Consider the following 19,399-nt stretch of genomic DNA (forward strand, 5'->3'; position numbering starts at 1 on the left):
TTTAGAATTGGTAGATTAAAAATAATAGTATTTTTGCAGGGCGAAAGTGAGACTCACTTTCGCCCATTTTATTAATGTTCTTTGTAATTTCTTATGTTAACCAGAAGACATATTCGAGTTAAAGTAATGCAGTCCCTCTACGCACTAGAGCAGACGAAAAGTGATAATCTAGATAAAGAAGAAAAATTCTTGCTATTTAGTATTGATCAGATGTACGATTTGTTTCTTATAAATCTTCAACTTTTGGTAGAAATAAGAAAGCATGCTGTTGATTTTTTAGAAAAGAGTCAAAAAAAATATTTAGCAACTTCAGAAGAAAAGAATCCAAATCAAAAATTTATTAATAACGAAGTTCTTTTGTTATTAGAAAAGAATACAGAGCTTAAGGAAGCTATGGATCACAAGAAAATGAATTGTTGGGATCTGGATGATGAGTACGTTAAAATTCTTTGGAAAGAGATTAGTACAAGTGAGTTGTATTCGGATTATATGGATACTAAAATGAGTTCTTTTAAAGAGGATAAGGATTTTATTTTAGATGTTTTTAAAGAAATTATAGCTCCTAATGATAAATTATATGAATATATCGAAGATAAGAAGCTTACTTGGATAGATGATTTGCCATTAATTAATACAGGGATTATCAAGATGCTTAGAAAGGTAAAGCAAACTCATGATGAGCATATGTCTTTACCTAGACTCTATAAAGATGCTGATGATAAAAAATTTGCAAAAGATATCTTTAGGAAAACAGCGCTTAACGGAGTAGAATTTGCAAAAGAAATAGAAGGAAAGACTCCAAATTGGGATAAAGACCGAATCGCAGAGTTGGATAAAGCGGTCATTAAAATGGCAATTTGTGAGTTCCAAAAATTTCCGTCAATCCCTGTAAAAGTAACAATTAACGAATATTTAGAGATTGCTAAGGAATATAGTACCCCAAAGAGTAGTATCTTTATCAATGGAATTCTGGATAAAATATCTAAAGAATATCAAGAGAACGGTAAATTAAATAAAGTTGGCCGTGGACTTATGTAGTTCAAAAAAAATAGTATTTTTAACCCTCAATTAATTAAAAACCCAAGTAATGAAAAAAGGAATCTTAATTTTAGCTGGTGTTTTTGCTTTGACATTTATGTCTTGTAAAGATAATGCAGCAGAAAAAGTTAAAGAAGAAAATGTAGCTGATGCTGCAGATCGTGATGCAAAAAACACAGATTTTCCTGTAATGAGCTTTTCTGAAACTGAGCACGATTTTGGAACAATCAATGAAGGTGATGTAGTGGAGCATACATTTACTTTTACTAATACAGGTAAAGCGCCTTTAGTAATTGTAAACGCAAAAGGAAGTTGTGGTTGTACTGTTCCTGAGTGGACAAAAGAACCAGTTGCTCCTGGAGCTACAGGATCAATGTTAGTAAAGTTTAACTCTAACGGTAAGCCAAACGCTCAAAACAAGCAAGTTACTATTACTGCAAATACTGAAGCAGGAAAAGAAATCCTTAAGATTAAGGCAATGGTAACTCCAAAAGCTAAACCAGTAAGCGGAACTCCAGTTAGCGAGTAATATCTATGGAAGGATTTGGAGGACAATTACCTTTTATACTTTTAATATTTGTAGTGATGTACTTTTTTATGATACGCCCACAAATGCAAAAAGCGAAAAAGGAGAAGAAATTTGCTGAAGAGCTTAAAAAAGGAGATCGTGTAGTTACCAAAAGTGGTCTTCACGGAAAAGTCTTTGATTTCAGCGAAAAAAATAATGCAGTTGTTATAGAAACTGGAGCTGGTAAATTAACATTTGATAAATCTGCTATTTCTTTAGAAATGAGCCAGAAATTAAATGCACCACCGGCTGAAAAGAAAAAATAACAAATGCTCTTATTAAAAAAAAGCGCCGTATTTAAATACGGCGCTTTTTTGTGTAATATATATAAGTATAGGTTGATTAAGATTTCATAGTGACGATTCGTTGTGGTAGTGGAGCTGCATATCCAGCGGTACCTAAAGCTTCTACAATTCTTTGTCTAGTATCCCAGTATACATCCCAATAGTCATCACAGGTAGAATAAGGTAATGCTAATAATTCTACGCCATTTGCACCTAAATTATTTACTGCTACTCTAGGAGCTGGATTTTCCATTACATTATTATCGCCTTTCATTACATCCATCACAATTTGTTTTGCTTTTTCGATGTCTGTACCATATTGGATTCCAAAAGGCATATCCACCCTTAGATTACCTATGGTTGTTAAATTTGTAATTGTACCGGCAGTGATAGCCCCATTCGGGATAATTTCCGTTTTATTTTGAAAAGTTTCTAAAATCGTAACGAAGACCGAGATTTCTTTTACAAAACCAAGTTTACCTCCCGTTTCGATAAGATCCCCTACTTTAAACGGTCTAAAGACAAGTAGCATTACTCCAGCTGCCATATGACCTAAAGATCCATTAAAAGCACCTCCGATGGCTAAACCTACTGCTGCTAGTAATGCTGCAAATGTAGCTGTTGGTATACCTACAATACCTGCTATAGAAATAAATAATAATACTTTTAATAAGAAATTTACTAAGGTAACTAAGAATGGTTTTAGGGTACTGTCTACTTTGCTTTTATCGAAAGCTTTTTTTATAGCTTTCATGATCATTTTTACAATCCAAAGTCCGATAATTAATGCAACAATTCCTCCAACAATTTTGAGTCCATATTGACCAACTCCTTCTTGTATAGAATTGAAAAAACCGCCTAGAGAGCTCATTATTGCACCTCCTGTTTCTGTAGTCGCAGATACGGCAGTATCTACGACCTTGTCTGTAGTTTGCATGATTTATGTTTTAAAGTGATTAAATAGTTATCACATAAATCTACTACTATAGTGGGTACATTGTTTTTATTCTTAGATAAGAAAAAAATGTAAAATCGTTAAAAGTTATTAAATCTCGATGAATTGCGAATTACCTTTTTGCTGTAAGTTCGGCGATCTTTACAATCACTTCTACAGCTTTAATCATACTTTCTACAGGAACATATTCATATCTTCCATGAAAATTATGTCCACCAGCAAATATATTAGGGCATGGTAATCCCATATAACTTAATTGCGATCCATCTGTTCCTCCACGTATTGGTTTAATAAGAGGAGTAATGCCTAATTCTTTCATAGCTTCTTCTGCAATATTTACGATATGCATTACAGGTTCCACTTTTTCTTTCATGTTATAATACTGATCATTGATCGTTACATCAACTACATCTTTTCCATATTGTTTATTTAGTTCATCTCCCAATTTTGCCATCATCTCTTTTCGAGCTTCAAAATGTTCTTTGTCGTGATCTCTGATGATGTATTGAAGTTTAGTTTCTTCAACTTCTCCATTCATAGAATATAAATGGAAGAAGCCTTCTCGATCACTGGTATGTTCTGGAGTCTCTAATCTTGGCAAAGAATTGATAAAATCTTGTGCGATATACATGCTATTGATCATCTTACCTTTAGCATATCCTGGATGTACGATTTTACCTTTAATAGTTACCACTGCACCTGCTGCATTAAAATTTTCATATTCTAACTCACCAATTTGGCTACCATCCATAGTGTATGCCCATTCAGCTCCAAATGTTGAGACATCAAATTTATGCGCTCCTCTACCTATTTCTTCATCAGGAGTAAAGCCAACACGTATTGTACCGTGTTTGATTTCTGGATGTTGTACCAGATATTCCATCGCAGAGATGATTTCAGCGATACCTGCCTTATCATCAGCTCCTAATAGTGTAGTTCCGTCTGTGGTAATTAATGTTTGACCTTTGTATAGTTTTAGATCCTCGAAATAATCAGGAGATAATACGATATTTTCTTCTTCGTTAAGAACGATATCTTTTCCATCATAGGTTTCTATAATTTGAGGATTTACATTTGCTCCCGTAAAATCCGGAGTAGTATCGAAATGCGAAATAAAACCTATGGTAGGTACTTCATGGTCTACATTAGAAGGTAAGGTTGCCATGATATATGCATTTTCATCAATAGTTACTTCTTGTAATCCTATTGATTTTAATTCTTCTACCAATTTATTTGCTAGATCCCATTGTTTCTCAGAACTGGGAGTTGTATCACTATTAGGGTCACTTTCTGTGTCAATAGTTACATAACTAATAAATCGATCAATAATATGTTTTTTCGGAATCATAGCAACATTTTTTTGTCAGAAGATTTCAAAAATACGGTATTATTATAATATGTTGTTTTTAAAAAATAAGAAAACCTTGCCAAGCAAGGTTTTCTACAAAAGAAGCGATAGGATTATTGCTTCTAGGGGTAATTAGTTGTAAATATTAATTCAGAATTTTTAAAATGTCGTGATGTTGTTATTAGGTTGGTATACATAATTGAATGTAAAAAATCTACTTTCGTTAACAAATGCATCAGGACTAGTCGGAGCATCTTTATAATAACTAAGAATTTCTATTTTAGCATACTTTCCTTCTGAAGTACGTATTACTAAGATTTTCCCTGGTAAAGGAGTAATTAAGAATAATGGAGATCCAGAATAGTTGTACCAACCTTCGTCACTTCCAGATGGTATAGCAAGTGCATCTGTTGCATCTTGAACAAATAGACTAGAATCTACAGAAGCGATATCCGACATTGTACCAGTAGCTATGTAAGCTGCTGCATTTCCGGTTCTGCTAGGTTCATCCGTAGTTCCTTGCGAGACGCCTCCGTTAACAATAATTGTTGTTGCTCTAAAAGCAATATCCCAATTATTTTCATCTGTGGTGATCGCTCCTGTGTCTAAATCAAATAGCGTAAAATCACCAGAAATTGGTTGTCCTTGTCCACCTTCTTGAGGTGCTGGTAAATTGCTAGTTGTTTCTGATATAAGATCAGCAAGGGCTTGCGTGTCATCATTATCATCTGAGTTTGAAACAAACCCTTCTGGAGCTGTACATGCAAGTTGTGATGTTGCTGCGTTACCTAATCCATCTCCATCCGCATCTTCAAAAAAGACAGTTTCTGCACATGAATCATCATCGCTGCTACATGAAGCTATGGTAAGACTAAACGTTAGTAATAAATAAAATCCTCTTTTCATTTTTATAAATATTAAAATTGGTAATTAACTCTTATGTATCCTCTGGTTCCAGGATTACCGGGGATATTGATATTTTGATAATTAAGTACGTTGTCTGCGCCTGCTTGTATTTCAAAACTTTTGAACAATTTCTTACTCGCGGCTATGTTTAGAGTTGCAAATCCATCAACTACTACAGCATCATCATCAAATGCATCGAATGTTCCATTTCCATTGGTATCACCTAACCCATATTTACTTCGGTAGATGGCACGAGCATTTACATTTAATTTCCATTGTGGGATATCCCAAAACACTTTTAGATTTCCATTATGTCTTGATCTATTAAAAAAACCGTAATGATCTTCTTCTGCAAGTACGATGGATGTTAAGTTTTCGTCTCGTACGAATAGTTCTCCATTTTCTACTTGTTCTTTAATGTCTTTATTAAAGGCATATAGAAGCTGGTAACCACCACTAATTTCTAAGTTGTCAAAAATGTTGTAGGTTGCGCTAAACTCTATTCCTTCTGTGTATATTTCATCAAAATTTTGGTAGCTGAATACATTTTGGCCATTAGTTTTTCTTGCCAGTACGAAGGTGTCTATAAGGTTTCTAAAATCGTTTCTGAAGAAATTAATATCCAGAATGAGTTTTTTGGATTGTCTATAGTTAATTCCAATGTTGTATCCAATAGAACTTTCTGCTTTAAGATCTTTATCAAATGCTTGGATAAGTTCATCTACTCTGGCTTGTCCTTGAGTTGGAGTTAAATTTTCTCCCAATGCTAACTGACCTTGATCAAATAAAAGTTGTAATTCTCTTGGTACTGTTTGATAACCTAAAACAGAATAACCTACAGAAGGGTTTGTGAAGTTTAGATATAACTGCCTAAAATCTGGAGCTTTAAATCCATAGCCAGTAGATCCTTTAATCGAGAGTTGATCAGTGATTTTATAGTTAAATGCAAACTTTGGGCTTACTTGGTTATTGTATTCAGAATGGTTGTCGAATCTAGCTCCAATGATAATATTAAGATTTTCTAAAGGATTCATGTCGAATTGCCCATATATATACTGTGAGTTAAAACTAACTTCGTTTTCAAATAAAGTACGATCTAGAAAATCATATTGATAACCAGCACCGGTGGTTATGGTTCCAGTATTTTTAATAATGTTGTTAGCACGTATTTCGCCTCTAAATAATTTTTGATCAAACAAATTATTGAATACGATATCATTAGTTTCAGTATTTCTACTGATATCTTCTGCAATGTAATTTGTGTAGTAAAATTCATAAGTAGTATTAAATTTTTCTGACCATTTTTGATCTAATTTTAATAGAGCATTTAAATCTCTTTCTACTGCTTCTCCTTGCGCATTTACTGTGATTTCTTGTCCATCTTCATTAGTATCCGTAAAAGTAAAGCCAGAATCTTGTAATTGATTAAAGTATCTCCCAGAAGCACTTAGTTTTAATTTTTCGTTCACATCATAATAAAACCTACCATTAACCGTATAGTTTTCAATAGGATTAACTGTTATCGAACGCTCACTGTTATCTGGATTTAAGGTATATTGATCTCTAGAAAAACGATTTCCGAATAAAGCATATCTTACTTTTCCTTTCTTATGCTGAAATGATAAGTTCATATCTTGGGCGGTAAATGATCCAATACGATAAGAAGCCTGTCCTTTAAGTTTTTCGTTTTTTGGTTTTTCTGTGATGATGTTAATAACACCTGCTAACGCTTCGGATCCATAAAGACTGCTTGTAGGCCCCTTTACAACTTCAATTTGTTTGATATTACCTACTGTAAGTCGACTAAGATCAAAGTTTCCTGAACTTCTTCCTACTAAAGGAACACCATCCATTAAAATTAAAGTGTAATCGGAATCTATTCCTTGTATCTGGATACCTTCAAAACCGCTTTCATCGGTAGCAAGAATAAGCCCTGTTTGTTCTGCTAAAATGTCATCAATTCTAACACTTCCTGATTGTTTTATAGTATTTCCGGAGATTAAAGTAACCGGAAGCGGAATAGAGGATAATTGTCTTTCTGTTCTTGTTGCAGTAAGAATGACTTCTTCTAATTTTTCAGTTTTTAAAGAATCACTTTCCCTATGAGGAATATTTGTTTGACTATAGATAGTACTACTTAATAATAATATAAAAACAATGAATTTGTTCATTAATTTAGATTAATTAAAAATAATGATTAATTTTGGCAAATATATAATCTTATTTTAATTCAGTCTAAATAAGAGTAGTTAAATTTTTATATCTTAAATTTTTTAATAATTATTAAAATGAAAATCAGTCAATTAGCAATTGTTTCGTCACTATTTATGTCAAGTTTAGTTATGGGGCAAACAGACAAAAAAGAAAATGATCTTACCGCTATAAAGTCAATGTGCGGTTGCTATGAAGTCACTTTTAACTTTGCAGAGACATTTAATTACACGAATGATTCTTTATACAAGCCTTCTAAAAATAAAATATCAAAAGGATTAGAATGGGCACAATTAATTGTTGATGAAGATGATAAAATATCGATTCAGCATATTTTACAAGTTGGTAATCCTGCTGATCCACATATTGTAAAACATTGGAGACAAGATTGGGAATACGAAAATCTAAATTTTTATCTCTATGATGGGGATAATAATTGGAAATATGTGCAAAAACCAAAAAGCGAAGTATCTGGACAATGGTCACAAAAAGTTTTTCAAGTAGATGATAGCCCTCGTTATGAAGGTTCAGCTAGTTGGGTTCATGTTGATGGAAAAAGCTTTTGGGAAAACACAACACCCGCACCATTACCAAGGAGAGAGTATACTACTAGAAGTGATTATAATGTTACCATTAGAGGAAACCGCCATGAAATCACAAAAACAGGATGGGTCCATGATCAGGACAATGATAAAATCATAAGAGAAAAGGGTAAAGAAGATGTGATTATTGCAAAAGAAAAAGGGTATAATGTATATAAGCGTGTGGATAATAAACGTTGTGAAGTTGCTGCTAATTGGTGGAAAGAGCATGGTGATAAGTGGGCGATGGTGCGTGGTAAATGGGATGAAATTTTTGCTAGAAATAAAGACCTGTCATTAGAGCAGAAAGTAGAAAATAAAGCACTATATAAACATCTTTTTACAGAAGATTATACAGTCGAAGCTGACATTAATTCTATCATAGAATCATTTGTAAAAAAAACATAATATGAAAAACATACATAATATATGGTTGGTTACTATTTTTGTGCTGATCTGTTCGAAAATACAAGCACAAGAAAATGTTTTTTTAGACAGAACATACTGGAAGTCTAATCCTGGTATCGAACAAATAGATAAGGATATAGCTGCAGGCAATGATCCAGCAGCGTTAAATAGGTTTGCTTTTGATGCTATTTCATACGCACTTTTAGAAAAAGTGAGGAATTCTACTATAGAATATCTATTGACCAAGAAAGGGAATGATGTTAATAAGAAAACTCACGATGGTAGAACCTATATTTTTTGGGCAATTTATCGGGATAATCTTGAAATGATGCAGTTTCTACTCGAAAAAGGAGCGAGAACAGATATTATTGATAGTCACGGATACTCATTGTTAAATTTTGCAGCGGTTACCGGTCAAAAAAACACAAAACTATATGATTTTTGTATAAAAAATGGTGCTAATCCGATGACAGAAAAAAATAACGATGGTGCCAATCCATTATTACTTGTAGCACCATTTCTGGAAGATGAAACTTTGATCACATATTTCGTTGATAAAGGCATTGATATACACAGTCAGGATGATAATGGTAATGGTATTTTCAATTATGCTGCAAAAAAGGGTAATACGAAGATTTTAGAGTTGCTTATTAAAAAGGGTGTGGCTTATAAAACTTTGAATACTAAAGGAGGAAATGCTTTTATATTTGCCAGTCAAGGTACTCGGAATAGTGCCAATAATTTAGAGCTTTATCAATACTTAGAAAATGTAGGTATTCGCCCAGGTGTAGTAACAACTGATGGAGTAAATTCGTTGCATGCATTAGCTTTTAAGAATAAGGAACAAGATATATTCGATTATTTTATAAAAAAAGGGGTAGATATTAATCAAGCAAATGGTAAAGGTGATACTCCTTTTTCAAATGCCGTTTCTAGAAATGATTTAAAGGCGATTAAATATTTGATTAAATACGTAAAAGATATTGATCAGTCTAATAAAATTGGTGTAACGCCATTGATGAAAGCCGTTGGAAGAAATAATATTGACGTCGTTAATTTATTACTAAATAATGGAGCAAATCCATTGCTAAAGGATACAGAAGGGAATTCACTAGCATATTATGCTTTGGAGTCATACGATAAAAAAACTTCAGAAGAGTTCGATCAAAAAATTACTTTACTATTAGAAAAAGGAGTTGATTTTACAGAACATCAAGCAGAAGGAGAAACATTATGGCATTTGGCAGTAAAAGAAAATGATGTAGCTCTTTTAGAAAAAATTGAGAAATTAAATATTCCATTAAATAGTAAAAACGATGAAGGTAACACAGCACTACATTTGGCTGCAATGAAGGCAAAGAGTATTGATGTGTTAAAATTTCTTTTAGAGAAAGGAGCTGATAAAAACATGCAAACGAGTTTTAATGAAACCGTTTTTGATTTAGCATCTGAAAACGAATTATTACAAAAACAAAACATTGAGTTAGATTTTCTGCAAGAGTAGATTGTTGGAAATAAAATATTTGAATAAATGAAAACACTTTTAAAAATAGTATTCTTAACAGCATTAGCTGTTTTTACTTTGGTCTCTTTTACTAATGAAACGAAGACTCAGAATCTTAAGTGTATGATTCAGATGGTTAATTATACAGGAGAAGCTGCCTATGTGGTAATTTCACTTATGAAACCAGATGGGGAGTATGATCAGACTTTATATGTGCAAGGAAAAGATAGTGAGTGGTATAGTGATATTACAGAGTGGTGGAAATTCTATGGAAAAAGGAGGCCAGATATAGATGCGATTTCTGGTGCTACCATAGCTGGAGGAGAAAGAACTATAAGTATTATTAAAATACCTAAGGATAAAATTGATGCTGGATATAAAATTCGTTTTGAAACTGCGGTAGAAGATCAAGAATATTATAAGGATGATGTTGAGTTTGAATTAACTACTGAAACGATTAAGTCTAAAGTGGCAGGGAAGGGTTTTATTAGATATATAAGAATGCTTCCTCAATAATATATAGAATATAATGACTATTTCGTTGTGGAGATATAGCCATCTTCTTTTGGCTATATCTTCTGCTATTTTTTTATTTATTGCTTCAGTAACGGGAGTAATTCTTGCCTTAGAACCAATATCTGATATTGCAAAACCATATGTAGTAGATAACATTAAAGAGGTAACGATTTCTGAAACTATTAAGGCATTACGGGAAGAGTATGATGATATTATTGCAATTACCGTAGATGAAACAAATTTTGTAATTGCTTCTGTAGTAACGAAAGAGGGAAATGACGAAAGAATTTATATAAACCCAAGAACAGGAGAGAAGTTAGGTGTACCAAAACGTAAATCCGGAATTTTTAAGTTTGCTACTAATCTCCATCGATCTTTATTCCTCAAAAGTTTCGGGCGTTTTTTTGTTGGTTTTATTTCTTTATTGTTAGTTGTGATTGTGATTACGGGTATTGTTCTTATTGCTAAGAGACAAGGAGGCGTTTTACAACTTTTTTCAAAGGTTAATAAAGAATATGCAAATCAATTTTATCATGTTGTTTTAGGAAGGTGGTTTTTTGTGCCAATTCTTATTGTAGCATTGACTGGTGTATATTTATCTATTGAAAAGTTTTCTCTACTCCCGAAATATACATCCACCCACCAAATTAATTTTCAAGGAGATCAGAAAACTGATGTAATTGCTATTACAGATTTTCCAGTTTTTAAAAAAATATCTCTTGCCGAAGTTAAGAACATAGAATTTCCATTTTCTGATGATATAGAGGATTACTTTAGATTAGAATTGATTAATAAAGAACTTATTGTAAATCAATTTAATGGCAATGTGCTTAGTGAGCAAGAATACCCGTTTGTGAAATTAACAACATATTACGCACTTATCTTACATACAGGTAAAGGTAATGTTTTATGGTCTTTTGTCTTATTGATTACTTGTGTAGTCATTTTGTTTTTTATGTATTCAGGTTTTTATATGACTATTAAACGTCGTAACGGGAGTAAACTGATATGTAATAAAGGGAATAAGGATACAAGCGATTATATAATTTTAGTAGGATCAGAAAATGGCTCTACGTATACGTTTGCTAATTATCTAAGAAAAGCACTATTTTCAGTAGGTAAAACAGTTTTTGTAGAAGAACTTAATTCATATACAACATATCAAAGAGCGCAACACATAATTGTTATTACTGCTACTTATGGCGAAGGAGAAGCTCCTACAAATGCTAAAAAATTTAATCAGTTGTTCAATAGTATAGAACCTATTAATGAGCTTCGATTTTCTGTAGTAGGTTTTGGATCTTTAGCATATCCTGAGTTTTGCAAATTTGCAGAAGATGTAGATGAATTGTTTAGAGAGCATTCTAAATTTACTGCTAGCTTACCGATAGAAAAAATAAATAACAAATCAACAGATAATTTTCAGTATTGGATTCAAAAATGGAGTGTATCTGAAGGGCTTGCATTAGAGATTGAAGTTTTTAAAGATTTTGTTGATAAAGAATATGATGCTTTTGAAGTCATCGATAGAACACCATTGAATATTGATGATACATTTTTACTTCGGTTACAATCAAAAGATTCTTCTATTGATTTTAGATCCGGAGATTTATTAGCTATTCGCTCAGATCAAAATACAGTAGAACGACTTTATTCAATAGGAAAAGTAGATGGAGGTATTGTATTAAGTGTTAAAAAGCATGATTTAGGTCTTTGTTCCTCATATTTAAGCCAATTAAATAAGGGAGATATCTTAAAAGGTAGAATTAAACGTAATGAAAAATTTTATTTACCTACGAATACAAAGAATGCAGTTTTAATAGCAAATGGTACAGGTATAGCTCCTTTTTTAGGAATGATTGCGGGTGAGAATAAATATGCTAAAACTCATTTGTTTTGGGGTGGAAGAACTCGAGAATCTAAAGAGATATATGAAGATTATCTAAAACGAGGTAAATTAACAAAGCAATTGTACGCTTTTCAAGGGGTTTATTCTAGAGAAGATAATAATGAATATGTTCAAAATGTTATACAGAGAGAGTACAGTGTGATAGTGGATGTTCTTCAGAAAGATGGTTTGATCATGATATGCGGGTCTGTTAATATGCAAGATGAAGTTCTTGACGTTTTGGAAAGTATAACTGAAAATAAATTAAACACTCCATTAAGTACCTTTCAAAAAAATAAACAGATCAGAATGGATTGTTATTGAATCTAATGAATATTATAAAAATTAAATATTTGTATGGTAAAATTTTTGTAACACGTATTTTTGCAAACCAAAAGAAGCTGTTACATGTATAAATCCCTAGTTCGACCAATATTATTTAAATATGATCCAGAAGGTGTACATCACTTTACCTTCAAAATGATTAGAACGCTATCAAAGTTTCCTTTTGTATCAGGTATTTTTAGAAGTTTATATCAAGTCAAAAACTCCAAATTAGAAAGAGAAGTTTTTGGATTGAAATTTAAAAACCCTGTTGGATTAGCAGCTGGATTTGATAAAAACGCAGTATTGTATAACGAGTTAGCTAATTTTGGGTTTGGTTTTATTGAAATCGGAACGGTTACTCCGAAAGCTCAGGAAGGTAATCCTAAAAAACGGTTATTTCGATTAAAAGAAGATTCTGGGATCATTAATAGAATGGGATTTAATAATGAAGGATTAGAATCAGCGATTACTCAATTAAAAAAGAATAAAGGTAAACTCATAATAGGTGGTAATATTGGAAAGAACACAGATACAGCTCCCGAGGATTATACGAGAGATTACTTAGCTTGTTTTAATGCATTACACCCATATGTTGATTATTTTGTACTAAATGTTAGTTGTCCTAATGTTGGGAGTCATGCAAAACTTAATGACAAAGAATATTTAGAAGAGTTAATTAGAACTGTTCAAAAAGCAAATCTTACATTTTCGGCACAAAAACCAATTGTACTAAAAATAGCTCCCGATTTAAACAACACTCAATTAGATGAAATAATAGAACTAGTTAAGATAACAAAATTGGATGGTGTAATTGCTAGTAATACTTCTGTTAATAGAGAAGGATTACAGACTTCTAAGAAAAGATTAGAAGATATTGGTAATGGAGGATTAAGTGGGCTACCAATCAAGAGCAGAAGTACAAAAGTGATAAAATATTTATCAGAAAAAAGTAACCAAGCTTTTCCTATAATTGGAGTAGGAGGTATTCATACAGCTGCGGATGCAATTGAAAAATTAGAAGCAGGAGCAAGCCTAGTTCAGATTTATACTGGTTTTATCTATGAAGGGCCAAAATTGATAAAAAATATCAATAAAATGGTTGTTCAAAAAGGATTGTAAACTATCTCAGAATTATTTTTTGAGTTTCTGTTGTTCCCGAATTAGTATGAAGTCGCACTAGATAAATTCCAGCGTTTAGATTACTTAAGTTTAGATTAATATTACTATTACTCTGTTTAAAATTGTAACGTCTAACTTGTTTACCTAAAACATTATAAATTTCAATTTCTTTTAAGGTTGATGCATGGTTAGTCTGAATAGAGATATTACCATCACTAGGATTTGGCGAAATAGTGATGTCATCTTTTTGTGTGTTAAAATCTTGTACGTTAAGTTGTTTTTGGGTAAAAACTATAGTGCCAATTTTATCAGAATTAAATGGTGAATTTGATGGAGAAAGCATAGAAATAGCTTCGTGCGGGTTAGTAGCATTATTGTTAAGGCTATATCCAGTTCCTTCTTCAGTTCCGGCATCATATGGGAAAAGATCTATAGAAATCTCTGGAATCCATTGCCCTCCATTATCTATCAGAGATATGCTGTTTACAGCAATCATCCAGTCAGGACTAGGAGCAATCATAGAGGCAAGACTAACTAGCGGATAATCAGAACTAACAGTAAGATCATTAATTTTAATTGTTTGATTAGAAGAAGTAGGGAATAAATTCGGGCCTTCTATAAATTGGTCTGCATTATTTGCGGCAATTGCGGTGTTCACTTCGTTAGAGAAGTCACCGAAAAGACCTAATTCTGCAACGTCTTCAATTCCGGGAGTGGCTAAACCACCCATTTCTAAGAAAACAATGTTGTTATTATGTGTAGCACCTACTAATTCTGTAAAATGTGCGTTACCGGGTAAAGTTCCGTGAGATGCCCAATTACTTGTAAAAACAATATCATATGTGGCAGTAGTTTGGCTATATGTTGTAAATACTAAGAGTAATATAATAGAGTTTAGTATACGTTTCTTCATTTGTGAGTTTGTTGGTTATTTTGATTTGTGTTATATATTCTAAACAGTTGATTACTAAATAACCCTAATTTTTAATTATGATTTATTAGGAACTAATTTAAAACGATATGCATATTTTTGAAGGATTTGTCAATGAAATGTAATCTCATAAAAATTAAGAATGAATTTTGACATCTTGTATACGTTTATAATTGCCACATTGGCCTTATCAATCTCTCCAGGACCTGATAATATTTATGTGTTGATGCAAAGTATTGTTAATGGAAAAAAATACGGTCTTGCTACTGTCGCAGGTTTGATGTCCGGATGTTTGGTTCACACAACATTGGTTGCCTTTGGTGTTTCTGTTATAATTAAACAAAGTGAGATATTGTTTTTTGTGATTAAACTAATGGGGGCTTTGTATTTATTCTTTTTAGCTTATAAAGTATGGAGAAGTAAAGGATCTATTCAGCTTTCTGAGGATTCGGTTGAGAAAAAAAGTGTTGGGCAATTGTTTAGGCAAGGTTTTATAATGAATGTACTGAATCCTAAAGTGTCTATATTCTTTTTAGCCTTTTTTCCTGGGTTTTTGTTTAGTCAAGAGTTAAGTAATGTAACGCAGTTTTATGTTTTAGGTTTTTTGTTTATCGTAGTGTCTTTTTTTGTTTTTGGAGGGATAGCAATTATGGCTGGTTATATTTCGGATTTTGTTAAAAGTAATTCAAGGGTTGGAGAGTTCTTAAAATGGATGCAGATAATTGTCTTTATTGGAATAGGAATTTTTATCCTGTTTTCTGAAAAATAATCATATTTTTATACTCTTAATTGAATTTCTTTTAGATAGAAGCTGATAAATGGCCGAAAAAGTAAAAATCATTGAATGTCCAAGAGATGCTATGCAAGGCATCAAGGATTTTATCCCTACAGAAAAAAAAGTACAGTATATCCAATCGTTGTTGCGTTGTGGTTTTGATACTATAGATTTTGGTAGTTTTGTTTCTCCAAAAGCGATTCCGCAGATGGTAGATACAGCAGAAGTTTTATCAAAATTAGATCTTTCGGCAACAGAAAGTAAATTATTAGCGATAATAGCTAATGTTCGCGGAGCTAATGATGCAGTGCAGCATAAAGAAATTGATTATTTAGGATACCCCTTTTCGATTTCGGAAAATTTCCAGATGCGTAATACGCATAAGACCATTGCAGAATCTGTAGAAACTTTACAGGAAATTTTAAATATTGCTGATAAAGCTAATAAACAAGTAGTAGCTTATTTATCCATGGGTTTTGGGAACCCTTATGGAGATCCTTGGAATGTAGAGATTGTGGGTGATTGGACAGAGAAGTTAAGTAATATGGGAGTGAAAATTTTATCACTTTCTGATACTGTAGGTACTTCTAATCCAGAAATTATAGAGTATTTATACGCTAACTTGATCCCAAAATATCCCGATATAGAATTTGGCGCACATTTACATACAACGCCTACAACCTGGTATGAAAAAGTAGATTCGGCCTACAAAGCCGGTTGCAGAAGGTTCGATGGAGCAATACAAGGATTTGGAGGATGCCCAATGGCAAAAGATGAATTAACAGGTAACATGCCTACGGAGAGAATGCTTTCTTACTTTACCACTGTACAGGCTGATACTAATGTAAGAACTATGAGTTTTGAGTCTTCTCATAATGAAGCAACTAAGATATTTACGAAATACCATTAAATAGATAGAGTAATAAAATGAAAAATGTATTAAAAAAAGTAGGGCTGTTATTGTTAGTAGTATTAGTAATTATGCAATTTGTTAGACCAGATAAGAACGAGTCAGGATATGAATCGGTAGCTTATTTTGAAAATGATACAAAGCCAACAGAGAAGGTAAAGGAAATATTAAAAAGTAATTGCTACGATTGTCATAGCAATCAAACCATATATCCTTGGTATGCAGAAATAGCACCAGTTTCTTATTGGTTAGCAGATCATGTGGAAGAAGGAAAAGAACATTTTAATGTTTCTGATTGGGAAGGGTATTCTGATAAGAAAAAAGACCATAAACTGGATGAGTTGATTGAAGAGGTAGAAGAAGGAGAAATGCCACTTTCATCCTATACTTGGATCCACGGTGATTTAGAAAAAGAAGAAATGGAAGTTCTAATTAATTGGACAAGAGAACTTAGAAAAAAATACGCTACAAATTAACTACAGTAGTTAAACAATTTTGGAAACTGGTTTATGAATAGAACGGTTAGATAATCATTTAGGATTACTAGTTTTTTTATCTAATTGTTAAAAATTTAAATTTATTTAGATTTAGTATAAATAAAATTTGCCAGATATATTTGGTTGAATATATTTGCACTTTATTAATTATTTGTAATAAGTCTAAATAAAAAGCAATGAAAATTAAAAGTGTATTCAAAATTGTATGCATATCGGGAACTATCGTTTTAGGTTCTTGTTCTTCTGATGATGACGCAACTCCAATCACGCAAGTAGAAGTGCCTGCTACATATGAATTCCTACGAGAAGGAGAAAGTACTGTAAGCTTTAGTGGTCAAACTACTAGAATAGCAATGGCAGAGGTAATTATCAGCCAATTTGTTGATAATACAAATACCGAAGCTATTATAGATGCAATGTTTGATCATCAAGAAAATGCAGATGATTTTGAAGATGCGGATTTAAATGCTTCTGATAAAAGTGTAAGAAGTAAAACAGCAGCATCAAGAGATTATTTTTCTTCTAACGCTACAGAAGCTGCAGCGATAAAAGCTGATTTTGATGCTTGGATTAATGGTCAGGTTGATGAGGTTTTTCCTAACTGGGCGATAACTGCTACAGCTGGTAATCCAGGAGTTCTTCAAGAAGCTGGAGGTGGATCTAATAGATATGTAAATGCTAAAGGATTAGAGTATAATCAAGCATTTGCTAAGAGTTTGATCGGTGCGTTAATGACAGATCAAGCATTAAATAACTACTTAGGTACGGCTGTTCTTGACGAAGCTGATAATGTAACAAATAATGATAATGGAATAGTAGCAGATGGTAGTATGTATACTACTATGGAGCATAAATGGGATGAAGCTTATGGATATGTTTACGGTGCTTCTGTAGATCCAGCGAATCCTAATGCAACTATTGGAGATGATGATAGTTTTCTTAATAAGTATGTTGGTAGAGTAGAAGATGATGCTGATTTTACAGGAATAGCTGATGATATTTATAATGCATTTAAACTAGGTAGAGCTGCTATTGTTGCTAAAAACTATACCGTACGTGATGAACAAGCGGCAATTCTTAGAGAAAAAATTTCTGAAGTTATTGCAGTAAGAGCGGTTTATTATTTACAACAAGGAAAAGCAGCATTAGAAGCTGGTACAGTGGATTATGCAAGTGCATTTCACGACCTTTCCGAAGGATTCGGATTTGTTTATAGTTTACAGTTTACAAGAAATTCAGATAGTAATACTCCTTATTTCACTAGAACAGAGGTACAAAGCTTGATAGACGATCTTATGGGAGGAACAAATGGTTTATGGGATGTAACACCAGAAACCTTAGATACAATGTCAGAAACAATAGCATCTAAGTTTGATTTTACCGTAGCACAGGCTGGGAGCTAAAAATTAAACAAAATATAAAAATGATAAAAAAGAGGAAGGACTTTGTAATAATCCCTCCTCTTTTTTTACATTTGCAAAAATTTATTAAGAATAAATAAAAATAAGATGAAGAAGTTTGGGTTTTTGACAGTGGTTGTTTTGGTTCTTATTCTGGCTGCCTGCTCATCAAGTGATGATAGTGGAGAAACGACAGATAACTTTGATAGAAAGGCTATGTTAGAAAATGTGGCGGATAATATTGTAATTCCAGCATATCAAAATTTTTCTACAAATATGGCTGCATTAAAAGTAGCTACATCGGATTTTGTAGGTACGACGGATGAATCTAATTTGGTAGCTTTAAGACAGGCTTGGTCAACTGCATTTATCTCTTGGCAATCTGTTAGTATGTTTGAAATTGGGAAAGCAGAAGAGATTTCTTTTAGAAACTTTATGAATGTATATCCTGTTAGTGCTACAAATATAGAAGCAAATATATCTTCAGGAACTTATGATCTTACTTCTGTTTCTCAGCAAGATGAACAAGGTTTTGGTTCATTGGATTATTTAATTAATGGTCTTTCTGATTCTGATGCCGCTATTGTTGGTTTCTATACCGACGCCACTACAGGTACAAATTATAAAAATTACCTTACTGATCTTGTTACCAGAATGGATGATATGACATCTGAGGTGTTAAACGATTGGACAGGTACTTTTAGAGGTTCTTTTGTAAATAATAATGGTTCATCTGCTACAAGTTCATTAGATAAGTTAGTAAATGATTTCATATTTCATTATGAAAAACATTTGCGTGCAGGTAAAATAGGTATTCCGGCAGGTGTATTTTCTGGGAATCCATTAGATGATAGAGTAGAAGCGATTTATAAAGGCGATTTATCAAAAACACTTTTTAATGCGAATCTTGACGCATTACAAGATTTCTTTAACGGAAAGGATTTTAGTAGTAATGCTACAGGTCAGAGTTTAAAGACATACCTAGATTTTCTTAATACTATTAAAGACGGTGAGGATTTAAGTAGTCTGATTAATAATCAATTTAATTCAGCTAGAACAATAGCGACGAACCTAAACGAAGATTTTTCTGAGCAAGTGAGAACAAATAATAGTTTAATGCTTAATACGTATGATGAATTGCAAAAGAATGTTGTTTTTCTAAAAGTAGATATGCTTCAGGCTATAGCTGTAAATATTGATTTTGTAGATGCCGATGGAGATTAAATGTAATCT

Annotated in this window: 18 protein-coding genes; 13 read left to right on the forward strand and 5 right to left on the reverse strand. The window is 32.5% G+C overall.

Features of this window, described 5'->3' with window-relative positions; all coding sequences use genetic code 11:
• Window positions 1-126: 126 nt before the first annotated feature.
• From nusB to yajC, 3 genes are read left to right on the forward strand one after another with little or no spacing between them, the layout of a single operon-like run.
• Window positions 127-1,038 (forward strand): transcription antitermination factor NusB, encoded by a 912-nt coding sequence (gene nusB / locus D1815_RS23055; RefSeq protein WP_118389698.1) that lies wholly within the window; start codon window positions 127-129, stop codon window positions 1,036-1,038.
• A 49-nt stretch (window positions 1,039-1,087) separates the two neighbouring features.
• Window positions 1,088-1,567 carry a DUF1573 domain-containing protein gene (locus D1815_RS23060; RefSeq protein WP_027392290.1) on the forward strand — a complete coding sequence of 160 codons (480 nt, stop codon included), beginning with the start codon at window positions 1,088-1,090 and terminating at the stop codon, window positions 1,565-1,567.
• Between the two features lie 5 nt (window positions 1,568-1,572).
• The gene (yajC, locus tag D1815_RS23065) at window positions 1,573-1,872 is read left to right on the forward strand and encodes a preprotein translocase subunit YajC (protein ID WP_027392289.1); all 300 of its coding nucleotides are present in this window, start codon (window positions 1,573-1,575) and stop codon (window positions 1,870-1,872) included.
• A 76-nt stretch (window positions 1,873-1,948) separates the two neighbouring features.
• Here the strand turns inward: yajC and D1815_RS23070 are convergent, their stop codons facing one another.
• The 4 genes from D1815_RS23070 to D1815_RS23085 form a co-directional block, all read right to left on the reverse strand.
• The gene (locus D1815_RS23070) at window positions 1,949-2,827 is read right to left on the reverse strand and encodes a mechanosensitive ion channel family protein (protein WP_051336021.1); all 879 of its coding nucleotides are present in this window, start codon (window positions 2,825-2,827) and stop codon (window positions 1,949-1,951) included.
• 130 nt (window positions 2,828-2,957) lie between these two features.
• Window positions 2,958-4,193, reverse strand: a complete 1,236-nt coding sequence (gene pepT / locus D1815_RS23075; RefSeq protein ID WP_118389700.1) for a peptidase T — start codon at window positions 4,191-4,193, stop codon at window positions 2,958-2,960.
• A 159-nt stretch (window positions 4,194-4,352) separates the two neighbouring features.
• Window positions 4,353-5,099: an HmuY family protein gene (locus tag D1815_RS23080; protein ID WP_027392286.1), complete on the reverse strand. Its 747-nt coding sequence runs from the start codon at window positions 5,097-5,099 to the stop codon at window positions 4,353-4,355.
• A gap of 11 nt (window positions 5,100-5,110) precedes the next feature.
• Window positions 5,111-7,270 carry a TonB-dependent siderophore receptor gene (locus D1815_RS23085; protein ID WP_118389702.1) on the reverse strand — a complete coding sequence of 720 codons (2,160 nt, stop codon included), beginning with the start codon at window positions 7,268-7,270 and terminating at the stop codon, window positions 5,111-5,113.
• Window positions 7,271-7,387: 117 nt separating this feature from the next.
• On the opposite strand from D1815_RS23085, the gene D1815_RS23090 reads away from it, so the two are divergent.
• The 5 genes from D1815_RS23090 to D1815_RS23110 all read left to right on the forward strand — a co-directional run bounded on the left by D1815_RS23090 (window position 7,388) and on the right by D1815_RS23110 (window position 13,653).
• Window positions 7,388-8,299, forward strand: a complete 912-nt coding sequence (locus D1815_RS23090) for a DUF6607 family protein (protein ID WP_118389704.1) — start codon at window positions 7,388-7,390, stop codon at window positions 8,297-8,299.
• Between the two features lies 1 nt (window position 8,300).
• Window positions 8,301-9,803, forward strand: a complete 1,503-nt coding sequence (locus D1815_RS23095) for an ankyrin repeat domain-containing protein (RefSeq protein ID WP_118389706.1) — start codon at window positions 8,301-8,303, stop codon at window positions 9,801-9,803.
• A gap of 27 nt (window positions 9,804-9,830) precedes the next feature.
• On the forward strand, window positions 9,831-10,319 hold the full coding sequence (locus D1815_RS23100; protein ID WP_027392282.1) for a DUF2271 domain-containing protein: 489 nt from the start codon (window positions 9,831-9,833) through the stop codon (window positions 10,317-10,319).
• A 13-nt stretch (window positions 10,320-10,332) separates the two neighbouring features.
• Window positions 10,333-12,531, forward strand: a complete 2,199-nt coding sequence (locus D1815_RS23105) for a PepSY domain-containing protein (protein WP_118389708.1) — start codon at window positions 10,333-10,335, stop codon at window positions 12,529-12,531.
• Between the two features lie 84 nt (window positions 12,532-12,615).
• Window positions 12,616-13,653: a quinone-dependent dihydroorotate dehydrogenase gene (locus D1815_RS23110; protein ID WP_118389710.1), complete on the forward strand. Its 1,038-nt coding sequence runs from the start codon at window positions 12,616-12,618 to the stop codon at window positions 13,651-13,653.
• Between the two features lies 1 nt (window position 13,654).
• Here the strand turns inward: D1815_RS23110 and D1815_RS23115 are convergent, their stop codons facing one another.
• Window positions 13,655-14,566, reverse strand: a complete 912-nt coding sequence (locus D1815_RS23115; protein WP_118389712.1) for a spondin domain-containing protein — start codon at window positions 14,564-14,566, stop codon at window positions 13,655-13,657.
• 160 nt (window positions 14,567-14,726) lie between these two features.
• On the opposite strand from D1815_RS23115, the gene D1815_RS23120 reads away from it, so the two are divergent.
• The 5 genes from D1815_RS23120 (at window position 14,727) to D1815_RS23140 (ending at window position 19,390) form a co-directional block, all read left to right on the forward strand.
• On the forward strand, window positions 14,727-15,353 hold the full coding sequence (locus tag D1815_RS23120) for a LysE family translocator (RefSeq protein WP_118389714.1): 627 nt from the start codon (window positions 14,727-14,729) through the stop codon (window positions 15,351-15,353).
• A 49-nt stretch (window positions 15,354-15,402) separates the two neighbouring features.
• Window positions 15,403-16,269, forward strand: a complete 867-nt coding sequence (locus D1815_RS23125; protein ID WP_118389716.1) for a hydroxymethylglutaryl-CoA lyase — start codon at window positions 15,403-15,405, stop codon at window positions 16,267-16,269.
• Between the two features lie 17 nt (window positions 16,270-16,286).
• Entirely contained in the window at window positions 16,287-16,745 is a 459-nt protein-coding gene (locus D1815_RS23130; protein WP_027392276.1) for a heme-binding domain-containing protein, read from the forward strand.
• Window positions 16,746-16,942: 197 nt separating this feature from the next.
• Entirely contained in the window at window positions 16,943-18,169 is a 1,227-nt protein-coding gene (locus D1815_RS23135; protein ID WP_118389718.1) for a DUF4856 domain-containing protein, read from the forward strand.
• A 105-nt stretch (window positions 18,170-18,274) separates the two neighbouring features.
• Window positions 18,275-19,390 carry an imelysin family protein gene (locus D1815_RS23140; RefSeq protein ID WP_118389720.1) on the forward strand — a complete coding sequence of 372 codons (1,116 nt, stop codon included), beginning with the start codon at window positions 18,275-18,277 and terminating at the stop codon, window positions 19,388-19,390.
• Window positions 19,391-19,399: the final 9 nt, after the last annotated feature.

Source organism: Aquimarina sp. AD1 (assembly GCF_003443695.1).
GTDB classification, from domain to species: Bacteria; Bacteroidota; Bacteroidia; order Flavobacteriales; family Flavobacteriaceae; genus Aquimarina; species Aquimarina latercula.

What these genes read in the sequence shown, in the direction of transcription:
- pepT (WP_118389700.1), bottom strand. Translation starts at nt 4,193, where the DNA reads ATGATTCCGAAAAAACATATTATTGATCGATTTATTAGTTATGTAACT.
- D1815_RS23080 (WP_027392286.1), bottom strand. Translation starts at nt 5,099, where the DNA reads ATGAAAAGAGGATTTTATTTATTACTAACGTTTAGTCTTACCATAGCT.
- D1815_RS23110 (WP_118389710.1), top strand. Translation starts at nt 12,616, where the DNA reads ATGTATAAATCCCTAGTTCGACCAATATTATTTAAATATGATCCAGAA.
- D1815_RS23090 (WP_118389704.1), top strand. Translation starts at nt 7,388, where the DNA reads ATGAAAATCAGTCAATTAGCAATTGTTTCGTCACTATTTATGTCAAGT.
- D1815_RS23095 (WP_118389706.1), top strand. Translation starts at nt 8,301, where the DNA reads ATGAAAAACATACATAATATATGGTTGGTTACTATTTTTGTGCTGATC.
- D1815_RS23130 (WP_027392276.1), top strand. Translation starts at nt 16,287, where the DNA reads ATGAAAAATGTATTAAAAAAAGTAGGGCTGTTATTGTTAGTAGTATTA.
- D1815_RS23125 (WP_118389716.1), top strand. Translation starts at nt 15,403, where the DNA reads ATGGCCGAAAAAGTAAAAATCATTGAATGTCCAAGAGATGCTATGCAA.
- nusB (WP_118389698.1), top strand. Translation starts at nt 127, where the DNA reads ATGCAGTCCCTCTACGCACTAGAGCAGACGAAAAGTGATAATCTAGAT.
- D1815_RS23085 (WP_118389702.1), bottom strand. Translation starts at nt 7,270, where the DNA reads ATGAACAAATTCATTGTTTTTATATTATTATTAAGTAGTACTATCTAT.
- D1815_RS23070 (WP_051336021.1), bottom strand. Translation starts at nt 2,827, where the DNA reads ATGCAAACTACAGACAAGGTCGTAGATACTGCCGTATCTGCGACTACA.
- D1815_RS23135 (WP_118389718.1), top strand. Translation starts at nt 16,943, where the DNA reads ATGAAAATTAAAAGTGTATTCAAAATTGTATGCATATCGGGAACTATC.
- yajC (WP_027392289.1), top strand. Translation starts at nt 1,573, where the DNA reads ATGGAAGGATTTGGAGGACAATTACCTTTTATACTTTTAATATTTGTA.
- D1815_RS23140 (WP_118389720.1), top strand. Translation starts at nt 18,275, where the DNA reads ATGAAGAAGTTTGGGTTTTTGACAGTGGTTGTTTTGGTTCTTATTCTG.
- D1815_RS23115 (WP_118389712.1), bottom strand. Translation starts at nt 14,566, where the DNA reads ATGAAGAAACGTATACTAAACTCTATTATATTACTCTTAGTATTTACA.
- D1815_RS23100 (WP_027392282.1), top strand. Translation starts at nt 9,831, where the DNA reads ATGAAAACACTTTTAAAAATAGTATTCTTAACAGCATTAGCTGTTTTT.
- D1815_RS23105 (WP_118389708.1), top strand. Translation starts at nt 10,333, where the DNA reads ATGACTATTTCGTTGTGGAGATATAGCCATCTTCTTTTGGCTATATCT.
- D1815_RS23060 (WP_027392290.1), top strand. Translation starts at nt 1,088, where the DNA reads ATGAAAAAAGGAATCTTAATTTTAGCTGGTGTTTTTGCTTTGACATTT.
- D1815_RS23120 (WP_118389714.1), top strand. Translation starts at nt 14,727, where the DNA reads ATGAATTTTGACATCTTGTATACGTTTATAATTGCCACATTGGCCTTA.